Source organism: Bradyrhizobium sp. Crot121 (assembly GCF_059512385.1).
The window spans coordinates 1-262 of record NZ_JCAMOR010000565.1; the positions used below are offsets into that span (position 1 = coordinate 1).

Sequence of the window (262 nt, forward strand, 5' to 3'; positions counted from 1 at the left end):
ATGCCTCAAGCAACCTTCAGCGTTTCGCCGCCGATCTCGCGGTTGCAGGGGCAGAGCTCGTCGGTCTGCAGAGCATCCAACACGCGCAGCGTGTCCTTCGGGTTTCGGCCGACATTGAGGTTGGTCGCGTAGACATGCTGGATCGTGTTGTCTGGGTCCGCGATGAATGTGTAGCGATAGGCGACGCCGTCCGGCGAACGCACTTCAAGACCATCGACCAGCCCGCCCTTGGTGTCGGCAAACTGCCAGATCGGCAGATGGT

The 262-nt window shown here is 61.1% G+C and carries 1 protein-coding gene; it reads right to left on the reverse strand.

The window, feature by feature from the left end; genetic code table 11:
- Positions 1 to 5: 5 nt before the first annotated feature.
- On the reverse strand, positions 6 to 262 hold a 257-nt coding region (locus AC5ZGW_RS47925; RefSeq protein WP_496114373.1), incomplete at its 5' end, for a thioredoxin domain-containing protein.